Genomic DNA, 621 nt, shown 5'->3' with positions numbered 1-621 from the left:
CTTCTATAAACATAATAACTAAATAATCCCATCACATTACATACAATAAATATTATATAATTACTCAATTTTCTACAATTTTTTCCATTCCTCTATATAAATAACCTAATATAAATTCACAATCAACAACATCCTCACCATCTAAAATAACAATTAAACAAAAAACACCATACACAAATAAATAATAAAATCCCATATTAACTATCATAAAATCTTTTCCTATAACTAATCTCTTCATAAATTTTTCCTTAATTCATTCTAACATAAATTAAATTTCTAAATAAAAAAATTTATCAAAAAATTCAAAATCTAAAAAATTCACTAATTCACAATTTTTAAATTTAACAAATTTTTAATTCCCAAATATTCAACTAATTAATTAATTCTTTATAACATACTCTATTTTTTTTTAACAAATAAACCAACAATCATTAACATTTTCCCAAAATTTTTCATAAACCCCACTAAAATAAATAATCTTTTCTATACAATTCCAAATATAAAATAAATCTTCATATCTTATTAATAAAACTAAATACTTAAAATTCAACAAATCCCCTACTTTCTTCTTTTTATTCTTCAAATAAAATAACTATATTTTTTATCATAAAAAAAAATCCT

1 protein-coding gene is annotated in these 621 nt (G+C 18.5%); it reads right to left on the bottom strand.

The genetic code is table 11. The annotated features are described in order from the left end of the window. Positions 1-64 precede the first annotated feature (64 nt). Complete coding sequence (locus tag IE038_RS25670) at positions 65-238, bottom strand: hypothetical protein (RefSeq protein ID WP_189396434.1); 174 nt, start codon at positions 236-238, stop codon at positions 65-67. Between the last annotated feature and the right edge of the window lie 383 nt (positions 239-621).

Origin of the sequence: Pseudomonas laurentiana, from assembly GCF_014648275.1 — a bacterium.
In the GTDB taxonomy this organism is placed as follows: Bacteria; Pseudomonadota; Gammaproteobacteria; order Pseudomonadales; family Pseudomonadaceae; genus Aquipseudomonas; species Aquipseudomonas laurentiana.
The sequence above is the reverse complement of the archived record's forward strand: the minus strand, read 5'-3'. Positions and strand labels throughout refer to the sequence as shown.

Excerpts from the sequence above, each read along its gene's own strand:
- IE038_RS25670 (WP_189396434.1), bottom strand. The coding sequence starts at position 238 with ATGAAGAGATTAGTTATAGGAAAAGATTTTATGATAGTTAATATGGGA.